The organism is Streptomyces sp. NPDC014764 (assembly GCF_043082785.1).
Classification (GTDB): domain Bacteria; phylum Actinomycetota; class Actinomycetes; order Streptomycetales; family Streptomycetaceae; genus Streptomyces; species Streptomyces althioticus.
Window position 1 is genome coordinate 91,351 of sequence record NZ_JBIBXY010000016.1, and the last position, 16,850, is coordinate 108,200.

Annotated in this window: 17 protein-coding genes; 7 read left to right on the forward strand and 10 right to left on the reverse strand. The window is 72.8% G+C overall.

Annotated elements, in window-relative coordinates; all coding sequences use genetic code 11:
- Positions 1-199: 199 nt before the first annotated feature.
- Positions 200-1,369 (reverse strand): DUF5685 family protein, encoded by a 1,170-nt coding sequence (locus ACF1AG_RS28245; RefSeq protein ID WP_391810594.1) that lies wholly within the window; start codon positions 1,367-1,369, stop codon positions 200-202.
- A gap of 291 nt (positions 1,370-1,660) precedes the next feature.
- Between ACF1AG_RS28245 and ACF1AG_RS28250 the strand changes: the two genes are divergently transcribed.
- Entirely contained in the window at positions 1,661-2,098 is a 438-nt protein-coding gene (locus ACF1AG_RS28250; RefSeq protein WP_033276777.1) for a cell division protein SepF, read from the forward strand.
- A 39-nt stretch (positions 2,099-2,137) separates the two neighbouring features.
- Here the strand turns inward: ACF1AG_RS28250 and ACF1AG_RS28255 are convergent, their stop codons facing one another.
- Positions 2,138-3,328, reverse strand: coding sequence for an acyl-CoA dehydrogenase family protein (locus ACF1AG_RS28255; protein WP_359604781.1), 1,191 nt, complete (start codon positions 3,326-3,328; stop codon positions 2,138-2,140).
- Positions 3,329-3,669: 341 nt separating this feature from the next.
- Positions 3,670-5,358, reverse strand: a complete 1,689-nt coding sequence (locus ACF1AG_RS28260) for an MFS transporter (RefSeq protein ID WP_359604779.1) — start codon at positions 5,356-5,358, stop codon at positions 3,670-3,672.
- A 274-nt stretch (positions 5,359-5,632) separates the two neighbouring features.
- Here ACF1AG_RS28260 and ACF1AG_RS28265 point away from each other — a divergent pair, with 274 nt between their 5' ends.
- Positions 5,633-6,913, forward strand: coding sequence for a glycosyltransferase family 39 protein (locus ACF1AG_RS28265; RefSeq protein ID WP_391810595.1), 1,281 nt, complete (start codon positions 5,633-5,635; stop codon positions 6,911-6,913).
- Between the two features lie 234 nt (positions 6,914-7,147).
- Positions 7,148-8,152 carry a phosphatase PAP2 family protein gene (locus ACF1AG_RS28270; protein WP_359604775.1) on the forward strand — a complete coding sequence of 335 codons (1,005 nt, stop codon included), beginning with the start codon at positions 7,148-7,150 and terminating at the stop codon, positions 8,150-8,152.
- Positions 8,153-8,216: 64 nt separating this feature from the next.
- Here the strand turns inward: ACF1AG_RS28270 and ACF1AG_RS28275 are convergent, their stop codons facing one another.
- Positions 8,217-8,432, reverse strand: a complete 216-nt coding sequence (locus ACF1AG_RS28275; RefSeq protein WP_006131512.1) for an I78 family peptidase inhibitor — start codon at positions 8,430-8,432, stop codon at positions 8,217-8,219.
- A 406-nt stretch (positions 8,433-8,838) separates the two neighbouring features.
- Entirely contained in the window at positions 8,839-9,219 is a 381-nt protein-coding gene (locus ACF1AG_RS28280; protein ID WP_391810596.1) for a LysM peptidoglycan-binding domain-containing protein, read from the reverse strand.
- A gap of 384 nt (positions 9,220-9,603) precedes the next feature.
- On the opposite strand from ACF1AG_RS28280, the gene ACF1AG_RS28285 reads away from it, so the two are divergent.
- Both ACF1AG_RS28285 and ACF1AG_RS28290 read left to right on the forward strand, forming a co-directional pair.
- Positions 9,604-10,443 (forward strand): hypothetical protein, encoded by an 840-nt coding sequence (locus tag ACF1AG_RS28285; protein ID WP_359604772.1) that lies wholly within the window; start codon positions 9,604-9,606, stop codon positions 10,441-10,443.
- Positions 10,444-10,618: 175 nt separating this feature from the next.
- Positions 10,619-10,993, forward strand: coding sequence for a hypothetical protein (locus tag ACF1AG_RS28290; RefSeq protein ID WP_359604770.1), 375 nt, complete (start codon positions 10,619-10,621; stop codon positions 10,991-10,993).
- 55 nt (positions 10,994-11,048) lie between these two features.
- Here the strand turns inward: ACF1AG_RS28290 and der are convergent, their stop codons facing one another.
- From der to aroH, 5 genes are all read right to left on the reverse strand, one after another.
- Positions 11,049-12,539 (reverse strand): ribosome biogenesis GTPase Der, encoded by a 1,491-nt coding sequence (der, locus tag ACF1AG_RS28295; RefSeq protein ID WP_359604768.1) that lies wholly within the window; start codon positions 12,537-12,539, stop codon positions 11,049-11,051.
- 74 nt (positions 12,540-12,613) lie between these two features.
- Positions 12,614-13,261 carry a lysophospholipid acyltransferase family protein gene (locus ACF1AG_RS28300; RefSeq protein ID WP_359604767.1) on the reverse strand — a complete coding sequence of 216 codons (648 nt, stop codon included), beginning with the start codon at positions 13,259-13,261 and terminating at the stop codon, positions 12,614-12,616.
- A complete protein-coding gene (gene cmk, locus ACF1AG_RS28305; protein ID WP_359604765.1) occupies positions 13,258-13,944 on the reverse strand; it encodes a (d)CMP kinase in 687 nt (228 codons plus the stop codon). Before cmk ends, ACF1AG_RS28300 begins: the two co-directional genes overlap by 4 nt.
- Before the next feature lie 137 nt (positions 13,945-14,081).
- On the reverse strand, positions 14,082-15,167 hold the full coding sequence (locus ACF1AG_RS28310) for a prephenate dehydrogenase (protein ID WP_359604763.1): 1,086 nt from the start codon (positions 15,165-15,167) through the stop codon (positions 14,082-14,084).
- Positions 15,164-15,526, reverse strand: a complete 363-nt coding sequence (gene aroH, locus ACF1AG_RS28315; RefSeq protein WP_359604761.1) for a chorismate mutase — start codon at positions 15,524-15,526, stop codon at positions 15,164-15,166. The genes ACF1AG_RS28310 and aroH overlap by 4 nt, the downstream gene beginning before the upstream one ends.
- 192 nt (positions 15,527-15,718) lie before the next feature.
- On the opposite strand from aroH, the gene ACF1AG_RS28320 reads away from it, so the two are divergent.
- Positions 15,719-16,135, forward strand: a complete 417-nt coding sequence (locus ACF1AG_RS28320; RefSeq protein ID WP_359750566.1) for a Rieske (2Fe-2S) protein — start codon at positions 15,719-15,721, stop codon at positions 16,133-16,135.
- A 22-nt stretch (positions 16,136-16,157) separates the two neighbouring features.
- On the forward strand, positions 16,158-16,847 hold the full coding sequence (locus ACF1AG_RS28325; protein WP_359604758.1) for a DNA polymerase beta superfamily protein: 690 nt from the start codon (positions 16,158-16,160) through the stop codon (positions 16,845-16,847).
- The last annotated feature ends 3 nt before the right edge of the window (positions 16,848-16,850 follow it).

The following is a 16,850-nucleotide window of genomic DNA, read 5'->3' on the forward strand; positions in this document are numbered from 1 at the left end:
CGACCGACCGTTCGGCGCAAGGGTGCCTTTTGGCCTGAGGATTAGGGACGACTGGTCGACTTGCTCCCCTCCCGCCCCGGCGTTACCGGTCGTCACACCAGGGTGACGACCGGTCGAACAAGGATCGGGGTGGCCGAATCTCGCCCCCGGTCGGTCCACAGAGGGAACCGCCGGTGCGTCTGCCACGTCCGAGGCCGCCTCAGCAGTTGCAGCCGCAGTCGCACCCGCCGCAACAGCCGTCTCCGCCGCCGCAGTTGCAGCACTCACAGCACTCGCAGCAGTCGCAGTCGCAGTTGTGGAGACAGCCATCCTTGCGCTCGCGCGTCCACGGGTCCTCGTAGGTGCCGCAGCAGAGCTGACACGTACAGGCGAGTCCCAGCCACACGGCGCACCCCGCCAACAGCCCGCGCCGGTCCCTGCGCGGCGGTTCGGGCGGGGTGGGCCCACCCGGCCCACCCGGCGCACCGGGAGCACCCGGAGGGGCGTACGGATGCGAACCGTGGGCACAGGAGGCCGTACCGAAGGCGCGTCGGACGGAGTTGGGGAGTTCATGCACCAGAAGCCGGTGGGCGAGACCGCCGTCCGTGAACTCGGCCTCGCGCAGCGCCAGCCGGATGCCGTGCACGGCGTCGTCGGCGAGCCGGCGGGCCTCGTCGAGCGAAGTGCCGGTGGCGGTGAGCGGATTCCAGGCGCCGGAGGAGGCGTCGGCCTCCCGGTCCTCCACCGCGTCCAGCAGATGCGCGAGCCGCCCGAAGAGACGCCCGGCCTCCGCGAGCGGCGCGGCGTTGCCGGGCCGTCCGGCGAGCACCGCGGTGTGCGCGAAGGCCGCCGCGGTCGCCGTCTCGGTCGGCTCGGTGACGGTGAGGATCGGGGTGCCGGGCCCCGCCAGGGCCTCGATGCCGGTCTGCCGGTCCACCGCGTCGACCAGGACCGCGGTGTCGAACCCGACGTCGGAGCCGGTCCGGGCACCCGCCCGGTCCCAGCCCGCCGCCACCCGGCGCGCGGCGAGCGCCACCGGACGGCGGGCCAGCAGCCCGTCGCCGTCGGCGACGTGGTCGCGCACCTTCGCGGAGGCGAGGACGAGGGAGACGGCCGCGGCCAGCCGCGCGCCCTCACCGTGGGCCACGGACGCGGTGCGCATCCCGCGCAGCGGACAGGGACCGGCGGTCCGGCGTCCCGTGCGGCCGCCCGGGTCCGCCTGAGCCTCCGTCAGGACGGAGATCAGCAGCCCGTCGTAGTTGGTGACGATGCGTGCGAGCTGCCCGTGGTCCCCGCGCAGGGCCAGGCAGAGGCCGCAGAGATGGGCCGTCCACTGGGCGGTGAGCTTCTCGCCCAGCCGGTGACGGCAGGGCCTGACGATCCCGAACACGACGTTCCCCCGTGCATGTGTACGACGTTCGGCTGCGGCATCGTACCGGTCTCGGCGTTCACCCGGATGCACCTCTCTTCACCCGTACGCCGCGTAGAATCATATTTCACTCTCAGTCAGCATCCGTTTGTGTCAGGGCCCTTGGGAAACCAGGACTCTCGACGGATTCGCTGTGCACCAGTACCGTCACAAACCCCCCGCGCGGCGTCTATCCACTTGGCGCACCCTCCGCATCATGGACGACCATAGGGATGCGGAAAGCACGAAAGACCGCTGTGAGAGGAGGCGTCCATGGGATCGGTACGCAAGGCGAGTGCCTGGCTTGGCCTCGTCGACGACAACGAAGACGAGCGTTACTACGACGACGACTACTCCGACGGGACCGAGCCCGGCGAGGCCTGGGTCACCGACCCTCGGGTCAAGGTGGCCGCGGACGCCGCCGAGGAGCGGGGCCGCCGGATCGGCACGGTCACCCCGGACAGCTTCCGGGACGCGCGCGCCATCGGTGAGCTGTTCCGCGAGGGCGTGCCGGTCATCATGAACCTCACGGCCATGGACGCCGCCGACGCCAAGCGCGTCGTCGACTTCGCGGCGGGCCTGATCTTCGGTCTGCGCGGCTCCATCGAGCGGGTGTCCAACCGCGTGTTCCTGCTCAGCCCCGCCGACACCGAGGTGGTCAGCGGCGAGCCGGCCGCGCACCGCACCGACGGTTTCTTCAACCAGAGCTGAGGCGGGGCCGCCGAGCCGGCCCCGCCCCCGCAGGCAGGCCTACCGGAACGCGTCGATCCCGGTGAGCGCCTTGCCCAGCACGAGCTGGTGCATCTCCACGGTGCCCTCGTAGGTGAGCACCGACTCCAGGTTCGTCGCGTGCCGCATCACCGGGTACTCCAGCGAGATCCCGTTGGCCCCGAGGATCGTCCGGGCCGTGCGGCAGATCTCGATCGCCTCCCGCACGTTGTTGAGTTTGCCGAAGCTGACCTGCTCGGGACGCAGGCGGCCGGCGTCCATCCGCCGCCCCAGATGGTGGGCGAGCAGGATCCCCTTGTGCAGTTCCACCGCCATGTCGGCGAGTTTGGCCTGGGTGAGCTGGAAGCCGCCGATGGGCCGCCCGAACTGCTCCCGTGACTTCGCGTAGTCGACGGCCGCCTCGAAGCAGGCGCGCGCGGCGCCCATCGAGCCCCACACGATCCCGTACCGGGCGTGCGACAGACAGCTCAGCGGGCCCTTCAGCCCGGTCACCCCCGGCAGTACCGCGTCGGCGGGCAGCCGTACGTCGTCCATGACCAGCTCGCTGGTGACGGAGGCGCGCAGGGACCACTTGTGCTTGATCTCCGGGGCCGAGAAGCCGGTCGCGTCGGTGGGGACGGCGAAGCCGCGGATGCCGTCGTCGGTCTGTGCCCAGACGACCGCGACCCCGGCCACGGACCCGTTGGTGATCCACATCTTGCGGCCGTTGAGCACCCAGTCGGAGCCGTCGCGCTTGGCGTAGGTGCGCATCGAGCCCGGGTCGGAGCCGTGGTCGGGCTCGGTCAGCCCGAAACAGCCGATGACCTCGCCTGCCGCCATCCGGGGCAGCCACTGCTGCTTCTGCTCCTCGCTGCCGAAGCGGTGGATCGCGTACATGGCGAGCGAGCCCTGCACGGAGACCAGGGAGCGGATGCCGGAGTCGGCCGCCTCCAGCTCCAGGCAGGCCAGCCCGTACTGCACGGCGCTCGCGCCCGCGCAGCCGTAGCCGTCGAGTGACATGCCGAGCGCGCCGATCCCGCCGAGCTCCCTGGCCAGCCCTCGGACGTCGGGCAGCTCGCCCTTCTCGTACCAGTCCCCGACGTACGGCAGCACGCGGTCCGCCGCCCAGCCGCGCACGGTGTCCCGGATCGCCAGGTCCTCCGGCTCCAGCAGGTCGTCGAGGCCGAGGAAGTCGGCGGGGTCGAACGCGGGCGGCTTCGCGGACGCGGCCATGGGTGCACCCTCCGGGGGCTGGTCATCCGGTACATCGACTAGCACTGCTAGTCAAAGGCTCGGCCCGACGTTACGACGCGGCCCTCGCCCCGTCCACCCCGGCCCACGCCGGACGCGTCACACCGCGCCCCCCGCCTCCACGGCAACCGTTGCGCGGGCGTTCACAGGAGGGTGGCTCCGGTGCCGGGGCGCACCGAGCCCGAGGCCCGCCTCGCGGGCCACGCAGAAGCTCCCGTCACCGGGGCGCACCGGCCCCGCCCGGGCCACCGGAGCGCCGCAGGGCGTCCGGCCGGCCGTCGAGGGGGTCCGGGGGCGCGCCGGAGCGGCTTCGGGACGGCGGATCAGACCTTCACGCCCGAGCCACGCGTCTCCCGCTGAGCGGGCATCCGCACGGGGGTGCTGCCGAGGTCAGTGGCGCCAGACGCCTCGGCGGTGGTCCCGGAGGCGGGGGCGGAGCGGGGCGGGGCCGGGGACGGTCCGGAGGGTGTTTCCTCCGGGTCGCAGTGCATCAGGCGCGGCAGGCGCAGGGCCATCGCCGCGCCGGCGAGGAGCAGGCCCGCGCTGACCAGGAGCGTGACGTGCAGGCCGTGGACGAAGGAGTGGCGGGCGGCCAGTCGCAGCGCCTCACCCGCGGGGCCGCCGAGGCGGGCCGCGACCTCGTACGCCTCGCCCAGCGAGTGCGCCGCCGCGGCGGACGCGGAGGCCGGCACCCCGGGGACCTGGGAGAGGCCGGGCGCGTAGGCCGCGTTCATCACGCTGCCGAGCAGCGCGATGCCGATGCCCGCGCCGAGCTGGTAGGACGTCTCGCCGATGGCCGCCGCCCCGCCGGCCTGGTCCTGCGGGGCCTCGCTGAGCATCGACTCGTACGCGCCGAAGAGGGTGGTCTCCAGGCCGAAGCCGAGCAGCACGAACCCGCCGAGCAGCAGCGGGGCGTTGTCCTCGCCGCCCATGGCCGTCAGCAGCAGCACCGCCCCGGCCGTGAGACAGAAGCCGAGGGAGACCATGCGGCGCGGGCCGAACCGGCGCAGCATCCTGGCGCCCGCCAGGCCCGCGGCCATCGCCGCGAAGGTGAGCGGCACCAGCCGCAGCCCGGTCTCCAGCGGGGACAGTCCCAGTACCAGCTGGAGGTACTGCGCGGCGATCAGCTCGAGGCCCACCAGGGCGAGCATGGCCAGCACGATGCAGCCGACCGAGGTGCTGAACGCGGGCCGGGAGAACATCCGCAGGTCGAGCAGCGGATGCTCGCGCCTGCGCTGCCGGCGGACGAACAGCACCGTCAGGACGGTCCCCGCGGCCAGCGGAAGCAGCGTGGCCGCGCCGAGCTCGCCGGCGCCGAGCCGCTTCACCCCGAGGACCACCGCGAACAGCCCGGCGGCGGCCGTGAGCGCGCCGACCACGTCCCAGGGGCCGTCGCCGTCACCCTTCGACTCGGGCAGCAGGATCCGCCCGACGGGCAGGCTGACCAGCATCAGCGGGATGTTGACCAGGAAGACCGAGCCCCACCAGAAGTGCTCCAGCAGGAACCCGCCGAGCAGCGGTCCGACCGCGGCTCCGACGGCGGCGACGGCGCTCCAGACGCCGATGGCGAGCGCCCGCTCACGGCGGTCGGGGAAGACCTGGCGCAGGATCGACAGCGTGGCCGGCATGATCATCGCGCCGCCGACGCCGAGCAGTGCCCGCGCCGCGATCAGCAGGTGCGCGTCGTCCGCGAAGGCCGCCATGGCCGAGGCGACGCCGAACAGGGTGTAGCCGAGGAGGAGGACGCGTCTGCGGCCGACGCGGTCGCCGAGCGTGCCGAACAGGATCAGCAGCGAGGCGCAGACCAGCGGATAGGCGTCGACGATCCAGAGCAGTTCCACCGCGCCGGGCCTGAGGTCCTCGGTGACGGCGGGGACGGCCACGTGCAGCACGGTGGCGTCGACAGCGACCAGCAGCAGGCTGACGCAGAGGACGACGAGCACCACCCACCGGTTGGCACCGGCCCCGGCCGCCCGACGGCGCAGCGCGGCGGCCGTGGTCGTCCCGGACATGTACGTACCTCCCAGAAGTTCCCTCGCGGTACCGCGGGCCTACGGGGTGGGGGACTCCCCCGTGCCTCGGCCGGGGAGGAGCGGTCGTCCCCGGCCCGCGCGGCGAACGGCGAGTGACACGTCAGAGTACGCGAGGGAACGCTGAGGTCGAGTGGCGGGCCTCTCAACCTCGCGGTCGATCGGTGTGGCGTACACCACTCCCAGGCCCGTCCCTCCGCACGGCTCCCGCGCCCGCGCGGGCGGGCCGGTTCCGGGCCGGGTCGATAATCGGCGCGTGAACGATCTCGAGACGCGTGCCACCGCGGCCCGCCCCGGAGCTCTTCGCCGGGCCGCCCCGGCGCTCCTCGGGTACGCCGCCGTGCGTGCCCTGGGCCTGGGCGTCCTGGCCCTGTGGAGCGAGGCGCGCGGCAAGAGCGCGTACACCTTGCTGACCGCCCGCTGGGACTCCCTCTGGTACACGAGGGTCGCCGAGCTGGGGTACGGCTACGAGGTGCGGCTGCCCAACGGGGACGTGCACTCCAACCTGGCGTTCTTCCCGCTGCTTCCGTGGCTGGAACGGCTGGCCGCGGCGCTCTCCCCGCTGTCGTACGCGGACGGCGGGTTCGTGGTGAGCCTGCTCGCCTCGCTCGCCGCGGCCTGGGGGATCTTCGCGGTGGCCGACCATCTGTACGGGCGGCGGGCCGGGGTGTGCGCGGTGCTGCTGTGGGCGGTGCTGCCGGTCGGGATCGTGCAGTCGATGGCGTACAGCGAGTCGCTGTTCACCGCGCTGGCGGCCTGGGCGCTGTACGCGGTGCTCACCGGGCGCTGGGTGACGGCGGGCCTGCTGGCGGGGCTGGCGGGGCTGACCCGGCCGGTGGGGCTCGCGGTGGTCGCGGCAGTGTGGGCGGCGGGGGTGGCCGCCTTCCTGCGGGAGCGCGCCGGTTCCTCCTTCGTGGGGGACGGCAGTGCGGTACCGGCGGGCGGCGCGCGCGGCGACGGCCACGCCGGTCCCCCGTCCGGCGCCCCGCGTGCGGGCGTACCGGAAGGCGCTCAGCCATCGCCGCACGCCCCCGGTGTGCGCCTGCGCCGGGTGGCCGGGATGCTGCTCGCGCCCCTGGGGGCCGCGGGGTACGTCCTGTGGGTCGGCGACCGGACCGGGGGCGGCCCCCTGGGCTATCTGGACGTGCAGGCCGGCTGGCGCAACGGCTTCGACGGCGGCTACGCCTTCGCCCTGTTCGTCGCCGGACGCTTCGCGTCCTTCCCGTCGGCCCTCGCCGGGGTCGCGCTGATCGTCGGCGTGGCCCTGCTGCTGTGGCTGTACGTCCTGTGCGTACGCCGGGGGCAGCCGCTGCCGCTGCTGGTCTACGCCGGAACGGTCACCGCGCTCGCCCTGTGCGCGTCGAGCTACTTCGGGTCGAAACCGCGGCTGCTCATGCCGGCCTTTCCGCTGCTCCTGCCGCTCGCCGTGGCCCTGGCCCGGGCGCGGACGCGCCTGCTCGCGGCGGGGCTGGGGACGGTCGCGGCGGCCTCGGCGGCGTACGGCGCCTTCTGGCTGAACGGGTCCGGACCGCCCTGATCCCGCCGGCCCGGCCGGCCGGTGAGCGGCAGGGGAATTCCACGCCGCGGGTGGGTGAACCAATTCGGACAACCGATAAACCGGAAGCGTTCGACATGCCCAAAACAATTGCAGGCGAGGGCTCGGATTCGCCGGAAATAAAGGCCCCGTCTGAGAGGAATGCCACATCACATCGTCATCACAAAGCCGCTGAATCGTCGGGTCGGCACACTCACTCGCTGTAACGTCGATTGGGTGCGTACCGAACGGAGTCACACCCGTCTGGACCGGGTGTTCGCGAGGCTGGACCGTGAGCCGGAGCGACCGGCCCACGTCGGCATGCCGCGAATGAGCCGGCACCGGATCGTGCTCCTCGGCGCGACCCTGGCCTTCTACGCGGCGATCGTGTGGGCCGTGGTGATCACCTCCTGGCTGGTCCGCCTGGACTGGCAGGTCATGTTCTTCCGCCCCTATCAGCAGTGGCCGGAGCTGCACGCCTTCGTCGACTACTACGTGGTGCTCGGCCAGCGCGGCCCCACCGCCGTGATGGTCGCCGCCTGGCTCGGCTGGCGCTCCTGGCGACAGCACACACTGCGCCCGCTGCTCGCCCTCGGCGTCTCCCTGCTGCTGCTGAACGTCACGGTGGGCGCCGCGAAGTACGGCATGGGGCGGCTCGGACCGCACTACGCGACCGAGATCGGCTCGAACGAGATGTGGCTCGGCGGCGATATATTTCCGAGCGGTCACACCGCGAACGCCGTGGTGACCTGGGGAATCCTGGCCTATCTCGCCTCCACCCCGCGGGCCCGCCGCTGGCTTTCCGCACTGTCGGCCGTGACGTCCCTGGGCGTCGGGCTGTCCACCGTCTACATCGGCACCCACTGGCTCAGCGACGTCCTGCTGGGCTGGGCGGCGGGCCTGCTGATCCTGCTCGCGCTGCCCTGGTTCGAGCCGCTGATCGCGCGGGCCGAGGCGCGGATCCTCGCCGTGCGGGACCGGCTGTACGACCGCCGTGGGACGAAGACGACGGCACCTGCCCCGGCGGGCCGCCCCGTCGTGGTCCGTCCGCTCACCGAGCGCCCCGCCGGCACGGTGCACGAGCCGGTTCCCGCCGGACGCGCGGCCCGGTCGCCGGTCTATCTCGCGCCCGGCCCGCACACCAGCCGCGCCGAGCGCTCCCCGGTGACGCCCGCGGGCAGTCGGCGCCCGCAGCACACCGACCGCCACCCGCGCGGGACGACACCGGCGCCGCGCCCCTGAGGGACCTTCCGGACATGCCGACGGCCCCGTTCCTCCACTCGAGGACCGGGGCCGTCGGGCTGTCTCAGCCCTTCCAGGCCCGCGCCACCCGGCCGTCCCTCACTTCGAAGTTCAGCCGGCCCACGCGGTACTCCATGGTGACGATCGTCCCCGGCGCCAGGGCCCGTACCGAGGACCAGCCGCGTTCGCGCGCGAGGTGCTCGGCCCGGTCGGCGGCGAGGCCGACATAGGCGTCCGGACTGTCGCTGGGTTCCGTGGGGGGTGTCGGAATGGGTGCCATGCCGCCACGCTATGCCCTGGCCCGGAAACGGGGAAGTCCGCGCCGGAAGGCGGTGCCCGGGACCGTCCGTGGTCACACTTGTGTCACAGGATCACGACAGGGGCGTACGGGCGGCGGTCACCCGAAAGAGCGGTTCCGTGCTTCGCCCGGCGGCATTCGAAAAGGACTCCGAGTACCTCGCCGTGACCCCGACAAACCTCGAAAGAATTGTGTCGCGTGAGGTATTCGGGAAGGCTTCCGTGACGCATTCCCGAGCGGGCACGGTCGGCCCGTGAAAGGGATGTGCACAAGAAGTGCGCATTTTCGTCACATGGGTCGGCGCACACAGGCGGGCGAGACGGCGGGGCGAGGGCCCCCTCCGCACGGCCGGAGGGGCCCTGGTGCTGCCCGGGCGAAGGGCGGCGCCTCAGATGTCGAGCCGCTGCCCGGGCACGATCACGTCGGGATCGTCGCCGACGACGTCCCGGTTGGCCGCGCACAGCCGCTTCCGGTCCGCCCCGTGCCGGGCCGGCATCCCGCTCAGCGTGTCGCCGGGACGGACTGTGCAGGCGCCGCGGGAGGCACCCCGGTCGGTGCGGGCGGACCTGTACCCGGAGACTGCCTGCGCCGCGCTTCCCTGCGGCGCGGCCGGCTCCTGCCCGGCCTTCTCGATCTGCTGGGCCGTGCCGGTGCGGTCGGCCGTCGGGGCGTACGCGGTGCCGCCGAAGGCGCGCCAGGTGGAGGCGAGGTCGTACGAAGACGGTGCGGCGGTGGTGCGGCGGACGTGCCCGAGCGGTGCTCGTTGCACACGGCGGAGGAATGCAAGGAGCCGCCGCTGCCCGGATCAACCAATCGCCCGTCCTGCCTGGCCAGTTGCCGCTCACCCGGGGTATCGGCGATTTTCAGCCACCCACTTCATTGCGCGATTTCCGGATTTGTCAACCACTGCGCGGAGCTGACCGTGAGGCACCCCACCCCACCAAACCCCTTGCATCAAAGGCGAGTTGACGTTGAGTGCCGAGTTCCGCACCTGCTGTGACCCTGTGCGCTGGATGGTTCGATTCCGTTCGCCGTAAGGCGTGACTCCCGCCACAGATCGCCCGTTGTCTTCTTCATGAGCCGGGGACCCACCCGGACCACGGGCCGGGAGCCACCCGGCCTCGCCACGCACCGCATCCCGAGGGAGCCACCCGTGCCGCGCATGCTCGACGTCAGCGACGAGGTACGCGCCGAGATCGGCGACGAAGAAGCAGCCCGCCTGCTCGCCGGAGAGTCCGCCCCGGGCAGTTACGACTGCACCTCCTGCCGGACCCCGGGCGACTCGGAGCAGGAGCGCACCAGCACCGTCCTGTTCATCGGGGACGAGACCGCCGTACTCGCCTTCGCCCACGCCACCTGCCTGCCCTCGCAGGTCGTCCAGGTCACCGAGGAACAGCTCCAGGGCGCCGTGCGGTCGATCGGGGCCGTGGGCGGGGAGTCCCCGCAGCAGGTTCAGCAGCCCGTCCCGCAGCCGTACCAGACCGAGCAGCAGGCGCAGCAGCCTCCGAACCTCGTGCCCGAGCAGGCCGTGCTGGGAGTGACCAGCGGGCTGGTGCTGATCCAGAACGAGCTGCACCCGGCGCTCGTAATCGAGCCGACCGCCCCCGTCGCCCGGCCCGGCGCCTTCGGGTCCGGCGACGACTTCCTGCCGCTGCTGATCGAGCAGGGCTTCATGCCGATGACCGAGCTGGCCGCCGTGCCGCCCGTGCTGCACGGGTGGTCCGTGCTGCTGGCGGCGGGGCAGCTGCACGCCGTGCTCCAGCCGAACCCGAACGGCGGCCGCCCGGTGGCCTGGTGGCAGGCGCACCAGCCGCTGCAGGTCACCGACGGGTGGCGGGCCGCGGCGAACAAGCACCAGCAGGTGCTGATGTTCGCCGCTCCGGTGGGGTCCATCGGGCGGCAGCCCCGCGAGGACTTGATGCGGGACGCGCTGGACAAGGCGGCGGCGAACGGGAAGCTGGTGTCTGCGGCGTTGCCGCTGGCCGGGATCTGAGGCGAGGGCGCGGTCGGTTGTGGTTCGGCTGACGGTGCGTGAGGGCTGAGCGCGCAGTTCCCCGCGCACCTGAAGGAGCGCTCAGACCCCGGCGCGCTCCGAAGGACCCGGGGTGCGGCCTGCGAAAACTCGGGGTGGGCCGCATCCCTTGTGGCACGGGGTCGTTTGGAGATACGTGCACGCATATGACGCTCCCCGCCGCCAGTCCCTCGCCTCCGTCCCCGCACCCGTGCGCCCGGCGCAGGACTCCTGGAGCGGCCACTCGGCCACGCCGATCTACGACGCTCTCTACGCCGAGTACGTCAAGTCCTTCCGCACGCTGCCGGGCGACCGCAGCGGCGAGGAGGACTGGGGCTTCACCGCCTTCGGGAACATCCCGCACAGTACGGGCGCGTACCGCGACCACGGTCCGGGGTCGTTCGGCGCGTCCCTCGTCCGGCCCGCCGTGGAGCCGCCGCAGTGGCAGCGCGTGGGCCCGGTGGGGCGCGGGACCAACGAGATGCACCATGTGCCGGCCGGGCTGCCCCCGGCCCCCCGCAGCGGCGTCTGACGGACACGGCGAAGGGGCGGTCCCGCGATCGGGACCGCCCCTTCGCCGTGCCGGGCTACTTCTTGCGTCCGCGCTTCTCCCGCACCCGCACCGAGATGTGGATCGGGGTGCCCTCGAAGCCGAACTCCTCGCGCAGCCGGCGCTCGATGAAGCGCCGGTAGCCCGCCTCGATGAAGCCGGAGGCGAACAGCACGAAGCGGGGCGGCTTGGTGCCCGCCTGGGTGCCGAACAGGATGCGCGGCTGCTTGCCGCCCCGCACCGGGTGCGGGTGGGCGGCGACCAGCTCGCCCAGGAAGGCGTTCAGGCGGCCCGTCGGGACCCGGGTCTCCCAGCCCGCCAGGGCCGTCTCGATCGCCGGGACGAGCTTCTCCATGTGGCGGCCGGTGAGAGCCGAGACGTTCACCCGGGGCGCCCAGGCGACCTGGCCGAGCTCGGTCTCGATCTCCCGCTCCAGGTAGTAGCGGCGCTCCTCGTCGAGGGTGTCCCACTTGTTGTACGCCAGGACGAGCGCGCGGCCCGCCTCGACGGCCATGGTGACGATGCGCTGGTCCTGCACCGAGATGGACTCGGAGCCGTCGATCAGGACGACCGCCACCTCGGCCTTCTCGACGGCGGCGGCGGTGCGCAGCGAGGCGTAGTAGTCGGCGCCCTGCTGGAGGTGGACCCGCTTGCGGATGCCCGCCGTGTCGACGAACTTCCAGGTCTTGCCGCCGAGTTCGATGATCTCGTCGACCGGGTCACGGGTGGTGCCGGCGAGTTCGTTGACGACGACCCGCTCCTCGCCCGCGACCTTGTTCAGCAGCGAGGACTTGCCGACGTTGGGCCGGCCGATCAGGGCGATCCGGCGCGGACCGCCGAGGGCGGCGCCGAACCTCTGGGCCGGGGCCTCCGGCAGCGCCTCCAGGACCTTGTCCAGCATGTCGCCGGTGCCGCGGCCGTGCAGGGCGGAGACGGGGTGCGGCTCGCCGAGGCCCAGCGACCACAGGTAGGACGCGTCCGCCTCGCCGCTCGGGCCGTCCACCTTGTTGGCGCACAGCACGACCGGCTTGCCCGCCTTGCGCAGCAGGCGGACCACGGCCTCGTCGGTGTCGGTGGCGCCGACCTTGGCGTCCACCACGAAGACGACCGCGTCGGCCGCCTCGATGGCGTACTCGGCCTGGGCGGCGACGGAGGCGTCGATGCCGAGGACGTCCTGCTCCCAGCCGCCGGTGTCGACGACCTTGAAGCGGCGGCCCGCCCACTCGGCCTCGTAGGTGACGCGGTCGCGGGTGACGCCCGGCTTGTCCTCGACGACCGCCTCACGGCGGCCGATGATGCGGTTCACCAGGGTCGACTTGCCGACATTGGGGCGGCCGACGACGGCGAGCACCGGCAGCGGGCCGTGGCCCGCCTCCTCGATGGCGCCCTCGACGTCCTCGAGGTCGAAGCCCTCCTCCGCGGCGAGCTCCATGAACTCCGCGAACTCGGCATCGCCCAACGCCCCGTGATCGTGCTCGTGCGCAGCGTCGTGCGCGTCCGAGCCGCCGGGCTCGATGTGGTCGTTCATGAAGTCGGTACCTCGTTCATCGTGGTGATCGGTGGAACCCCCGTGGTGACGGAGGTCCACTACTCAAGTGTCGCTCAGCGGCCGGTGAGACGCCTGGCGTTCTCCAGGTGCGCGGTGAGCTGCTTCTGGATGCGCGCCGTGGCCTCGTCGAGCGCCTTGCGCGTACGTCTCCCGCTGCCGTCGCCCGCGTCGAACGGGTCGCCGAAGACGACGTCGACGCGGGAGCGCAGCGGGGGCAGTGCCTTCATCAACCGGCCGGGCCGGTCGGAACTTCCCAGGACGGCGACCGGCACGATCGGCGCACCGCTGCGCACCGCGAAGTACGCGAGCCCGGCGCGTATCGAGGCGAAGTCGCCCTCGCCGCGGGTGCCCTCGGGGAAGATGCCGAGGACGCCGCCCTGCTCCAGCACGCCCAGCGCCCGGGCGATGGCCGTGCGGTCGGTGGAGTTCCGGTCGACCTTCACCTGGCCGATGCCGGTCAGGAACGGGTCGAGGGGGCCGACGAACGCCTCCTTCTTGATCAGGAAGTGCGTCGGCCGGGGCGCCACGCCCATGACCATGGGGCCGTCGATGTTGTGCGAGTGGTTCACGGCGAAGATCACCGGGCCGGACGCGGGGACCCGCCAGGAGCCCAGCACGCGCGGCTTCCACAGCCCGTACATCAGGCCGACGCCGATGCGCCGCCCGACCTCGGCGCCCCGCGTCGAGGGAACGTCGGTCACTTCCCCGCCCGCTTCTCCTCGACGAGGGTGACGACACACTCGACGACCTGCTGCAGGGTCAGGTCGGTGGTGTCCACCTCGACGGCGTCGTCGGCCTTGGCGAGCGGGGAGGTCTTGCGGCTGGAGTCGGCCGCGTCCCGCTTGATCAGGGCCTCACGGGTGGTGCGCAGGTCGGCGCCCTTGAGCTCGCCGCTGCGACGGGCGGCGCGGGCCTCGGGGGAGGCGGTGAGGAAGATCTTCAGGTCGGCGTCGGGCAGCACCGTGGTGCCGATGTCGCGGCCCTCGACGACGATGCCGGTGACGGCGGAGGCGGCGATGGCGCGCTGCAGCTCCGTGATCCGGGCGCGCACCTCGGGCACCGCGCTGACCGCGCTGACCTTGGAGGTGACGTCCTGCTCACGAATCGGGCCGGAGACGTCCACGCCGTCGACGGTGATCGTCGGCTCCGTGGGGTCGGTGCCGGACAGGATGTCGGGCTTGGCTGCCGCGGCGGCGATCGCGGACGCGTCCGCTATGTCGATGCCGTTGGTCACCATCCACCAGGTGATCGCCCGGTACTGGGCGCCGGTGTCCAGGTAGCTCAGCCCGAGCTGCGCCGCCACGGCCTTCGACGTGCTCGACTTGCCCGTGCCGGAGGGACCGTCGATGGCGACGATCACGGGCTTGGCGGCGCCGTTTTCCACGGAGGAACACCTTCCTGGTGCGCTGGGGTGGGGTGTGCGGGGCGTGGAAACGCCCCGCACCAGATTACTGGCTCCCGGGAACCCCTCCGACATGCGGACGTGCTCCCCGCCCGCGGGGGCGGGCGGGGAGACGGGGGTCACTGCCGGATCGCCCAGCCCCGCTCCCGCAGCGCGGCCGTGAGGACCGGGGCGGCCTTGGGCTCGACCATGAGCTGGATGAGGCCGGCCTGCTGTCCGGTGGCGTGCTCGATGCGGACGTCCTCGATGTTGACCCCGGCGCGCTCGGCGTCGGCGAAGATGCGGGCGAGCTGGCCCGGCTGGTCGTCGATGAGCACGGCGACGGTGTCGTAGACGCGCGGGGCGGAGCCGTGCTTGCCGGGGACGCGGACCTGGCCGGCGTTGCCGCGGCGCAGCATGTCCTCGATGCCGGTGGCGCCCTCGTGGCGCTTGTGCTCGTCGGAGGACTCCAGGGCGCGCAGGGCGCGGACGGTCTCCTCCAGGTCGGCGGCGACGTCGGTGAGCAGGTCGGCGACGGGTCCGGGGTTGGCGGAGAGGATGTCGATCCACATCCGCGGGTCGGAGGCGGCGATGCGGGTCACGTCCCGGATGCCCTGCCCGCACAGCCGTACGGCGGCCTCGTCGGCGTGCTCCAGGCGGGCGGCGACCATGCTGGAGACCAGGTGCGGCATGTGGGAGACGAGGGCCACGGCGCGGTCGTGGGCGTCGGCGTCCATGACGACCGGCACGGCACGGCAGTGCGACACCAGTTCCAGGGCGAGGTTGAGGACCTCGGTGTCGGTGTCACGGGTGGGGGTGAGCACCCAGGGGCGGCCCTCGAAGAGGTCGCCGGTGGCGGCCAGCGGGCCGGACTTCTCCCGCCCGGACATGGGGTGGGTGCCGATGTAGGGGGTGAGGTCGAGTCCGCGCGCCAGGAGTTCGCGGCGGGGGCCGCCCTTGACGCTGGCGACGTCGATGTAGCCGCGGGCGACGCCGCGCCGCATCGCGTCGGCGAGCACGTCGGCGACGTGCGCGGGCGGGGCGGCGACGACGGCGAGGTCCACGGGCCCGTCGGGCGTCTCGTCGGTGCCGGCGCCGAGGGCGGCGGCGGTGCGGGCCTGCTCGGGGTCGTGGTCGGCGAGGTGGACGGCGACGCCCCGCTGGGACAGGGCGAGTGCGGCGGACGTGCCGATCAGTCCGGTGCCGATGACGAGGGCGGTTCTCACTGGGCGATGTCCTTGCGGAGGGCGGCCGCGGCGCCGAGGTAGACGTGGTTGATGTCGGCGCGGGGCCGGTCGGACTCGATGTGGGCGAGGATGCGGACGACGCGGGGCATGGCACCCTCGATGTCGAGTTCCTGCGCACAGATGAGGGGCACGTCGACGATGCCCAGCTTGCGGGCGGCGGCGGCCGGGAAGTCGCAGTGCAGGTCGGGCGTGGCCGTGAACCAGATGCTGATCAGGTCGTCCGTGTGCAGTCCGTTGCGCTCCAGCACCGCGGTGAGCAGGGCTCCCACCTGCTCCTCCATGTGTCCGGCCTCGTCCCGATCCAACTGGACGGCCCCCCGGACCGCGCGTACCGCCACGACGATGCTCCTCGCTCACGTGCGTAAAGGCTGTTCGGTCGTCCAGCGTAGTCAGCCGCGGGCCGGACCGGCGCCGGACGCCCGTCCGCTGAGACGGCCGGTATGCGCCCAGGGTGACGTTTCGCCGGTATTGCTTCCTCTGTGCCGTTATCGGTGTCAGGATGCGGCGACGGCGATCCAGGGAGTGACGAGATGACCACACGGGCGACGCGGCGCACCGTCCTGCTCGTACCGGGAGCGGTGGCGCTGACCGTGGGCTGCGGTTCGGAGGACGGCGGGACCGGCACGCCCTCGGACACGGCGGAAGGGGCGGGATCGCCCGGGCAGGAGCTGCTGCCGGTCGCGGACGTCCCGGTGGGCGGGGGCAGGATCCTCGGGGCGGAGGAGATCGTGGTCACCCAGCCCGAGGAGGGCGAGTTCAAAGCGTTCTCGGCGATCTGCACGCACCAGAGGTGCCTGGTCTCCGAGGTCGCGGACGGCACGATCAACTGCCCCTGCCACGGCAGCCGCTTCCGTATCGCCGACGGCTCGGTGGAGCGGGGTCCGGCGACCCGGCCGCTGCCCGAGGAGCGGATCACGGTGGACGGAAATACGGTTCGCCGGGCGTGATCGGCCGCGTACGCTCCCGGGCATGCGCCCCGAGAGCCTGGTGACGGACCACACGATCTACGCCTGCGTCATGGGCTCGCGCGCCTTCGGTCTGGCCACGGAGGACAGCGACACCGACCGCCGGGGCGTGTTCCTGGCGCCAACTCCCCTGTTCTGGCGTTTCGAGAAGCCGCCGACGCACGTGGAGGGGCCGGCGGAGGAGCAGTTCAGCTGGGAGCTGGAGCGCTTCTGCGAGCTGGCGCTGCGCGGCAACCCCAACGTCCTGGAGTGCCTGCACTCCCCGCTGGTGGAGGACGCCGACGCCACCGGCCGCGAGCTGCTGGCGCTGAGCGACGCGTTCCTCTCCCGCAAGGTGCACGAGACGTTCGTCCGGTACGCCCACGGCCAACGCCGCAAGCTGGACGCCGACGTCCGCGCCCACGGCGCCCCGCGCTGGAAGCACGCCATGCACCTGCTCCGCCTCCTGACGAGCGCCTGCGACCTGCTGCACACGGGCGTCCTCACGGTCGACGTGGGCGACCGGCGCGAGGAGCTGCTGGAGGTGAAGCGCGGCGAGGTGCCGTGGGCCGAGGTGGAGACCCGCATGAACCGCCTGACCGCCGAGGCCGAGGAGGCGGCGGCGCACAGCCCGCTCCCGGAGGAGCCGGACCGGCGGCGGGTGGAGGACTTCCTCGTCCGCACCCGCCGCGCCTCGGCCCTCCGGGCGGCGTGACCG

Excerpts from the sequence above, each read along its gene's own strand:
- ACF1AG_RS28250 (WP_033276777.1), top strand. The coding sequence starts at position 1,661 with ATGGGATCGGTACGCAAGGCGAGTGCCTGGCTTGGCCTCGTCGACGAC.
- ACF1AG_RS28255 (WP_359604781.1), bottom strand. The coding sequence starts at position 3,328 with ATGGCCGCGTCCGCGAAGCCGCCCGCGTTCGACCCCGCCGACTTCCTC.
- ACF1AG_RS28260 (WP_359604779.1), bottom strand. The coding sequence starts at position 5,358 with ATGTCCGGGACGACCACGGCCGCCGCGCTGCGCCGTCGGGCGGCCGGG.
- ACF1AG_RS28275 (WP_006131512.1), bottom strand. The coding sequence starts at position 8,432 with ATGGCACCCATTCCGACACCCCCCACGGAACCCAGCGACAGTCCGGAC.
- der (WP_359604768.1), bottom strand. The coding sequence starts at position 12,539 with ATGAACGACCACATCGAGCCCGGCGGCTCGGACGCGCACGACGCTGCG.
- ACF1AG_RS28320 (WP_359750566.1), top strand. The coding sequence starts at position 15,719 with ATGACCACACGGGCGACGCGGCGCACCGTCCTGCTCGTACCGGGAGCG.
- ACF1AG_RS28325 (WP_359604758.1), top strand. The coding sequence starts at position 16,158 with ATGCGCCCCGAGAGCCTGGTGACGGACCACACGATCTACGCCTGCGTC.